The organism is Bacillus paramycoides (assembly GCF_001884235.1).
GTDB classification, from domain to species: domain Bacteria; phylum Bacillota; class Bacilli; order Bacillales; family Bacillaceae_G; genus Bacillus_A; species Bacillus_A paramycoides.
The window spans coordinates 1-8,644 of record NZ_MAOI01000093.1 but is presented as its reverse complement, the minus strand read 5'-3'; the positions used below and the strand labels follow the sequence as shown (position 1 = coordinate 8,644).

At 36.4% G+C, this 8,644-nt stretch carries 6 protein-coding genes; 2 read left to right on the top strand and 4 right to left on the bottom strand.

The features are described from left to right. The 3 genes from BAU28_RS20950 to BAU28_RS20940 all read right to left on the bottom strand — a co-directional run. Positions 1-2,098, bottom strand: a 2,098-nt coding sequence (locus tag BAU28_RS20950) for a Cna B-type domain-containing protein (protein ID WP_116500421.1), incomplete at its 3' end; no start/stop codon positions are given. A gap of 1,479 nt (positions 2,099-3,577) precedes the next feature. Then, positions 3,578-5,248, bottom strand: a complete 1,671-nt coding sequence (argS, locus tag BAU28_RS20945; RefSeq protein WP_071719839.1) for an arginine--tRNA ligase — start codon at positions 5,246-5,248, stop codon at positions 3,578-3,580. Beyond that, complete coding sequence (locus tag BAU28_RS20940; RefSeq protein WP_000744343.1) at positions 5,248-5,685, bottom strand: YwiB family protein; 438 nt, start codon at positions 5,683-5,685, stop codon at positions 5,248-5,250. The genes argS and BAU28_RS20940 overlap by 1 nt, the downstream gene beginning before the upstream one ends. Before the next feature lie 202 nt (positions 5,686-5,887). Between BAU28_RS20940 and BAU28_RS20935 the strand changes: the two genes are divergently transcribed. Then, on the top strand, positions 5,888-6,874 hold the full coding sequence (locus BAU28_RS20935; RefSeq protein WP_071719838.1) for a S66 family peptidase: 987 nt from the start codon (positions 5,888-5,890) through the stop codon (positions 6,872-6,874). 25 nt (positions 6,875-6,899) lie between these two features. On the opposite strand, the gene BAU28_RS20930 is transcribed toward BAU28_RS20935, so the two are convergent. Next, complete coding sequence (locus BAU28_RS20930; RefSeq protein ID WP_002174401.1) at positions 6,900-7,262, bottom strand: YxeA family protein; 363 nt, start codon at positions 7,260-7,262, stop codon at positions 6,900-6,902. Between the two features lie 233 nt (positions 7,263-7,495). Here BAU28_RS20930 and BAU28_RS20925 point away from each other — a divergent pair, with 233 nt between their 5' ends. Further along, entirely contained in the window at positions 7,496-8,533 is a 1,038-nt protein-coding gene (locus tag BAU28_RS20925; protein ID WP_071719837.1) for a PTS sugar transporter subunit IIC, read from the top strand. Positions 8,534-8,644: the final 111 nt, after the last annotated feature.

Genomic DNA, 8,644 nt, shown 5'->3' with positions numbered 1-8,644 from the left:
TTGCGTTGTTATCGTTCCAAGTCTTTGTTCCTTCTACTTTCGTTTCGCCCACTTTTGTATTCGTGATGTCATAACCATTGACTTTTGATTCGTATCCATCTACCGGTTGTTCTTTCACTTCATACTTGTATGCTTTTCCATTTTCATCGAACGCTACTAAATCTTTAAATTCATACTTCCAACCTGTTTCTTTGCTTACTTCTTGTGTCGCAATCACTGTACCGTTTTGTAGTAAGTCTACTTTGATGGCTTTATGCTCTTCCTCTGTGCCACCTTTCCACGTCTTCGTTCCTGCAACTGATGTCTTGCCCACTTTTGTATTCGTGATGTCATAACCATTGACTTTTGATTCGTATCCGTCTACTGCTTGTTCTTTCACTTCATACTTATATGCTTTTCCGTCTGCATCGTTTATCGCCAAATCTTTAAATTCATATTTCCAGCCTGTTGCTTCGCTTACTTCTTGCGTCGCAATCACTGTACCGTTTTGTAGTAAGTCTACTTTAATCATCGTTGGACGACCTTCCGCATTTCCGTCCTTCCATGTTTTCGTTCCTTCTACTTTGGTTGTTTGTACCACTTTTGTATTTGTAATGTCATAACCGTTTACTTCTGTTGTGTATCCATCTATCGGTTGTTCTTTTACTTCATACTTGTACGCTACTCCATTTGCATCATACGCTGCTAGGTTGTCAAATTTGTATTTCCAACCATCTGCCGCTGTTACTTCTTTCGTGTCTACTACTTTCTCATTTTGTAGTAATTCTACTTTAATTGAACTTGGACGATCTTTCTCGTTATCGCCTTTCCACGTTTTCGTCCCTGCAACAGATGTAGTTTTCACTTTATTTGGAATATCCAGTTCGACTCCATTTTCAGCATCTGATTTTATTTCAAACTCTACTTTTTTCTGAGGATCGAAATCAATATAGTCTGGAGCTGAAACCTCTTGTACATAATATTTACCTGGTGATAATTGAGGCGTTTCAACTATCCCTTTTTCATTTGTTTTATATTCGCCCCCAACTTGTTCACCCGACTCTTTATACAACTTAAATGAAACATTTGGGATTACTTTTTCTTTATTTCCTTCAATATGTTTAACAATTTTCAGCTTTCCTTTTGGGACTTGGTTGCCGTCAATATCACCGCCACCTGACATATTTTTAGTTTGGGCAGTGCCCGAATCAGAAACCGGGTCCTTGTGTAGAATTTGGTAATCAATCGTATAATCATTCTTAAAGTAATCTTGCTTCTTTCCAGCTTCCGTTATAGTAGATGTATATTGAACCGTAAAAGAGGCAAGACGTGCTTTACTTTGAGAAAGCACAACTTTAAATGAGTTGTCACTAGTAAAGGTAATCTTTCCATAACCTTGGCTTTCAAAATCCTTTAGCGCTAAACTTCGATTACCTAGATAATCATTAACAGTTATATAGAAACTATCCTTATTAAGTGTTTGGCCTTCTTGTAATTTATCAGTCACAACAATATCGCGACTTAACTCTTTTTTATCTAAGTTTATATTTAAGAACCAGCGTACTTCATTTTCATCACCGCGCATATCTCCAGCTTTATAGAAAAACGGGTTCTCTCCAGGGTCTGTACCACCGCCACCTTTTGGGCCGGTAATTGTTACACCTTGCTTATCTAAATTTGTACCGAAATTGGTTTTAATCTCTTCCTTTTGATCAGTTCCTACACCAGTGGCTGTCACATTAAAGTATAAATTCCCTAGAATATTTTCATATGCATCTACTTTTTCATTAAATGTACATACCACAGTACCTGCATTTACTTTACAAATACCATAATCCTTTAAATAAATCGTGCTCTTAAATCCTTCTAATTCTGGAGGCAGTGTTAATGTTAGTGTGTCTCCAGGCTTCAGCCTAACTCCATTTTTTTCACTGAAGTTTACAGTTACGCTTGTCGATTCTCCGGTCTGTAGATTTTTGTTGTCTATCGTAAAATTATCCACAAGCCCTGCTGTGTTTAGCTCTTGTGCATTTGCTACTATAGGTAAAAGACTCTGACCTATAGTAAACATAAAGATCATTATAATCGAAAAAATCGAAGTTATTCTTTTTAAATACATACTTGTGTGATTCCCCCCATAAAATTAAATGCAGATAGATTCTGGTGCAAACATACTATGACAAAGATTCTACTATTCAATGTCATTAAGCCACTTTACTAAAATGTGTTTGATAGCTATTATCATCTTTTTCTCTTTTTTCAACCCTTCTATTATTTAGAAACTTGAAGTTTGACTCTTATATAGATTCATCTAATTTCTCCGACATTTTACTTCTAGCCTATACCGTTTAACAAAAACAGATACAGGACAGGAAAAATCTTGATAAAGAAATTCAAATTACAAGTACACATGAACGGACCACAGAATAACTTCAAAGCTAGAAGAAGGCAATTCGAAAAGCATTCACGATAAAACTCATGACAGTCATTCATCTTATTATGCCGTAGGATTTCCGAAATTTCTTCATACCGAGCGCAAACGTTTGCCCTATAAATACAAAATTTCATTGCCGACAAATATGGAAGAGCTACTTCACGGTAAATATGCATTTGGTCAACTTCCTTACTTATCCTCCTAAAGAATAACAAGAAGTGTAATCTATAAGCATATCAGCCGAAGAAGATTAAAACTGTGAAACATACTTGGATACTCGTATTCTAAAAGGTGTTATTGAAGATGCATTTCTGCCATTATGAGTTGAGGTGAAATTGGCCATAGGTTAAAATGTTTTGTTACACAACCGACCTACACACCTAAACAAGTAGAACAAAAAGCGTTCCACCGCCAGCATTATATAATTAAAAATGCTCTGGATGAAGTATTAGTTGCCTATGCAAGATGAACGCCATATTCTCCAAATTTAAATACAGTGGAACGAATTTGGGAGTAACTAAAAAGAGTATGATTGTCAACTGATTTCATGTAAATCATATAGAAATACGCAATTCAGCCTTTTCATTTTTGGAGTATATAAATGAGTGTCGAGAAAAAATACTTTGCCTACTGGGTTCCATGGCTATGTCGAAGAATTAAAATGAGCTTATATATGATGATAATATTAAAACAGAGAGATTTATATCCTTTCATTATTTTTATCAAATCATGAAAACTTTAATTGTACTATTTTTAAACATAACCCCCTAGTTTCTTGACTAGGTTGGAAGTTTTCATGATCAATTACTAATTGTTTAAATACTTGGTTAGATGAATCGTTATTTTAGTATTTGGCCTAGCTGTAACAATGGTTTTTACAACAATCACACCATTTCCCAGTAACTTTCCACCAACTAATAATACATATGCTGATTTTTGGAAATTTCACTCCCAACAACCTATTATTCTAGAATTGCCCCTAAAAATCAATAGTTAATTGTTAGTTTTCTATTTTCACTTCATCACCATAACATATATTTAGAGTAAAAAACTGAAACAGAAAAAGAGATAGCTTTGCCATCTCTTTTTCTGTTTCAGCTTTCCTTCATCAAGCCGTACGTGCGGTTCTCCTCATACGACTTTCCGGTGCTTTTCTTTTGTCTATTACATTTTCTCTGGTGCAGATACTCCTACGATTGCTAATGCGTTTTGAAGTGTAGTGCGTACTGCTTTCATTAATTCGTAACGAGCTTTACTTAGTTCTAAGTTATCTTGGTTTAATACTTTTTCTGCATTGTAGAAGCTGTGTAATGCTGCTGCTAATTCAAATGCATAACTTGTAATGCGGTGTGGCAGACGTTTTTGCGCTGCATCCGCAACTACAGCTGGGAATTCACCAAGTTTTTTCAGTAACTCTACTTCTTTCTCAGAAGTAACAAGTTTGTAATTCACGTCTCCGCCTGTAGCTAATCCTAACTCTTCACCTTGACGAAGGATACTGCATACGCGAGCATGAGCATATTGTGCATAGTATACTGGGTTTTCATTAGATTTTGATACAGCTAAGTCCATATCGAAGTCTAAATGAGAATCGCCACTACGCATTGCGAAGAAGTAACGCATTGCGTCCACGCCTACTTCTTCCATAAGCTCACGAAGTGTAACTGCTTTACCTGTACGCTTACTCATCTTCATTTTTTCACCATTTTGGTACAGTTGTACCATTTGGATGATTTCTACTTCCAGTGTTTCTTTATCATAACCTAGCGCTTGAATAGCAGCTTTCATACGAGGAATGTAACCATGGTGGTCAGCACCCCAAATATTGATTAGCTTATCGAAACCACGCTCTAATTTGTCGCGATGGTAAGCGATATCTGGCGTTAAGTACGTGTAAGAACCGTCGTTTTTAATTAATACACGGTTTTTGTCGTCACCGTAAGTCATTGAACGGAACCAAGTTGCTCCGTCTTCTTCAAAGATTTCTTCACGCTCTTTTAATACAGCAAGAGCCTGATTAATTTTTCCGTTTTTGTATAATGATGTTTCTGAGAACCATACATCAAATTTAACACGGAAGCTTTCTAAGTCTTTTTGAAGTTTTGCTAACTCATATTTCAAACCATATTCACGGTAGAATTCATAGCTTTCTTCAGCATCAGCTTTTGCATAACGATCGCCAAACTCTTCTGCTAAACGTTTACCGATTCCAATGATGTCCGCACCATGGTAACCGTCTTCTGGCATTTCTTTCTCTAAACCTAAAGCTTGCATGTAACGAGCTTCAACTGAAAGAGCTAAGTTATGAATTTGGTTACCGGCATCATTAATGTAGTACTCACGAGATACATCGTATCCTGCTTTTGCTAATACGTTACATAAAGTGTCACCTACTGCCGCACCACGTGCATGTCCTAAGTGAAGGTCACCTGTTGGATTCGCAGATACGAACTCAATTTGTACTTTTTCACCTTTACCAGTATTCGTTTCACCGTAAGCTTCACCAGCGTTGACGATTGTTGGGATTAAGTCTGTTAAGTAGCTATTATCCATGTAGAAGTTAATGAAACCAGGACCAGCGATTTCAATTTTTTCAATGGAAGCTTTTGCTTTATCGAAGTTTGCAACTAATTCTTCTGCAATCATGCGAGGTGCTTTTTTTGCAACGCGTGCAAGTTGCATTGCCATATTTGTAGAGAAGTCACCATTTGTTTTATCTTTTGGAGATTCTAATACAACGTTTGGAATTTGTTCTTCTGTCGCTAATTCTGCCTTTAATACAGCAGCTTGAATTTCTTCTTTAATCAATCCTTTTACTTGTTCTAAAGAATTCATTATTTTGCCTCCTTCAAATTAATTGTAATTGTATATCTGCCAGCTTCTTGTTCACTTAGAAGCAATGCGTACGTTAGGAAGAGTTGTCCTTTTTTCTTTTCATCCGACCATTTAAAAAGAACGTTATCAGTTTTCGTTTGCAATGCAAACGTACCAAGTTCACTCGTATACGTACCAGTTGTCCATTCACCTTTCACATGCGTCTGACGCATAGAAATAGCACCTGAACGCATAATGAGAACTTGTTCATCTTGAATTTTAATAATTGTTTTCACTTCGCCTTGTTCGTTCGGCTCTTGGAATGTTACATATGTACCTTGACCTTTTACATAGTATTGACCATTTGCTTCAAAAGCAACGGTTTCCTTCCTCGCCCCTTCACGGATTTCTGTTACGAAATGAACGTGTACCGGCAAGCCTGCAAGTTGTTTCTTCACGTCTTGCACACCTTTCAAATGTTATAGATATTAAATACTACTTATAATAAATCACTTTTCCTATCATATCAAAAAAAGACTCTGTCTGTCTGCTGAAAAATCAGGAAAACTCCTTTTCAAAAAATAATTCATCTTCACTTTATTTCATATGATAAAATATTTTTTAAATCTAAATATTCTTTCATTTTAAGGGGCGAATCTAATGTTACCAACAAAATTAAAAAAAGGTGATGAAATAAGGGTTATTTCACCGTCTTGCAGTTTAAGTATTGTCTCCACCAGCAACCAAGAGCTTGCTACGAAAAGATTGACCGACATGGGATTCCACGTTACGTTCTCAAAAAACGCTGATGAGATAGACCGCTTTTCTTCATCCTCTATTTCTTCGCGAGTTCAAGATCTTCATGAAGCATTCTCAGACCCTAATGTAAAAGCAATTTTGACGACACTTGGAGGATACAACTCTAACGGTTTGTTAAAACACCTCGATTATAATTTAATTCGTGAAAACCCGAAATTTTTCTGTGGCTATTCTGATATTACTGCTTTAAATAATGCTCTTTATACGAAAACAGGCTTAATTACATATTCAGGTCCTCACTTCTCTTCATTTGGAATGGAGAAAGGACTCGATTATACGACCGATTACTTTTTAAAGTGCTTAACTTCTCATGAACCTATTGAAGTACTGCCGGCTGAAACGTGGAGCGATGATTCTTGGTATATTGATCAAGAAAATCGAGGGTTTATTAAAAATGAAGGATATGTTTCGATTCAAGAAGGCGAAGCAACAGGAACTATTATTGGTGGCAATATGAGTACATTTAATTTATTGCAAGGTACACCATATATGCCAAGCTTACGAGATAAAGTTTTATTTCTTGAAGAAGATAGTTTAACGGGAAAAGCTACACTTAAAACTTTCGATCGATATTTACACTCTCTTATGCAGCAAACTGATTTTGAATACGTAAAGGGCATTGTTATAGGAATGATGCAAAAAGGAGCGGAATGTACGATAGAGGACATCCAAGAGATGATTGCTTCAAAACCTGAGCTTAAACATTTACCTATCATTGCAAACGCAAGTTTCGGACATACAACTCCAATTTTCACTTTCCCAATTGGCGGGCATGCAAAAATTATTTCTAACAAAGAAAATACATCTATCACTATTTTAACGCATTAAAAAAGGAGCGAACGATTCGCTCCTTTTATGGTTTTTCTATTTTTTGCAGTGCTTTTTGTGGAATTGACTCTTTCGGAATTTCAGCCCACCCTTTTCCTTGCATACCTTTTGCATAAATTTTTATAAAAGCACCTGTATGCAATTCACGATTCACCATTCTTTTAATAACTTGTAGCTTTCCGTCTTCTGTATATCCATTAAATGTATACAAATATTCATCGCCTTTTTTCTCACCTTTATCTATAACTGCATAATAATCTTGTATTTCTTTATTTGAAAAGAAGTTGTCTACAAAAGCATGCACACCTTCTGTTTTTGAGTTTAAATAATATGCTGTACCACCTAAAATAATGGCGAACACAGCTAAAACTTTAATTACTAATTTCATACATGCGCCTCCTGTTTGCACTTCTTTCTCGCTAACCGTATGTCTATACCTGTATTATACGAAAAATGGCATACTATACTCTATCGAAATGTCTTACACTTCCCTTACATTATTGTAAGGGTCTTTCACCTTACAGCAATTTCCCAATAATTTTTTTTCCGTTTAACGAACTTTTATATTATTATTGAATGATACAAATTTTTATTACAAAAATCAAAGGAGACAGTTTTCAAATGGCTATCTTACAAGGTTTAGCACTATTACTCGTTGTACTTTGTCTATTTACACTTTTTAGTTACCGCGCTCCTTACGGAATGAAAGCAATGGGTGCTTTAGCTAATGCAGCAATCGCGAGCTTTCTTATTGAGGCGTTTCACCGTTATATTGGTGGAGAAATGTTTCATAATGACTTTTTACAATCGGTAGGAGAAGCTTCTGGTAGCATGAGTGGTGTCGCAGCGGCTATTTTAGTAGCGCTGGCAATCGGTGTTTCACCCGTATACGCTGTTTTAATTGGTATCGCTACTAGTGGATTCGGCATTTTACCAGGATTTTTCGCTGGATACGTTTGTGCATTCGTCGTGAAATTTCTCGAAAAGAAATTACCAGCTGGTGTAGAATTTTTAGCAATCTTATTTATCGCTGCACCAATTTCACGTGGAATGGCGATGCTTATGGACCCTCTCGTTAACGCAACGCTCGGAAAAATCGGTTCTATGATTTCAATTGCAACTACAGAAAGTCCTATTATTATGGGCATTATGCTTGGTGGATTAATAACAGTTATTTCTACATCTCCATTAAGTTCTATGGCACTAACTGCAATGCTTGGACTAACAGGTTTACCAATGGCCATTGGTAGTCTTGCCGTAGCAGCTTCTGCCCCAATGAATTTTATTTTCTTTAAACGACTAAAAATTTGTTCAAAGAAAGACACAATCGCTGTCGCAATCGAGCCTTTAACACAAGCTGATGTTGTCTCAGCAAACCCAATTCCTATCTATATGACAAACTTTGTTGGCGGTGCGCTTGCCGGTATTATCACGTCGCTATTCCAGCTCGTTAATAATGCACCAGGGACAGCATCACCAATTCCAGGACTTCTTGTCTTATTCGGATTTAATGATGTAATAAAGGTTACAATTGCTACCGTGTTATGTGGAATCGTTACCACGATTGTCGGATACGTCGGATCCATTGTGTTCCGCAAATACCCAATTCGTTCTGCTGATGAAATTCGTGGAATTACTTCGAAAGAAAAAGTTGCATAAGAAAAAAGAGCTATTCTCATCGTTTGAGAATAGCTCTTTTTTGATGTCGCGTGACGATAAATGAAATTATATCAGCGATTTTTTAAATATACCGACTTACCGATACAGAAC

Excerpts from the sequence above, each read along its gene's own strand:
- BAU28_RS20930 (WP_002174401.1), bottom strand. The coding sequence starts at position 7,262 with ATGAAATTAGTAATTAAAGTTTTAGCTGTGTTCGCCATTATTTTAGGT.
- BAU28_RS20925 (WP_071719837.1), top strand. The coding sequence starts at position 7,496 with ATGGCTATCTTACAAGGTTTAGCACTATTACTCGTTGTACTTTGTCTA.
- BAU28_RS20935 (WP_071719838.1), top strand. The coding sequence starts at position 5,888 with ATGTTACCAACAAAATTAAAAAAAGGTGATGAAATAAGGGTTATTTCA.
- argS (WP_071719839.1), bottom strand. The coding sequence starts at position 5,248 with ATGAATTCTTTAGAACAAGTAAAAGGATTGATTAAAGAAGAAATTCAA.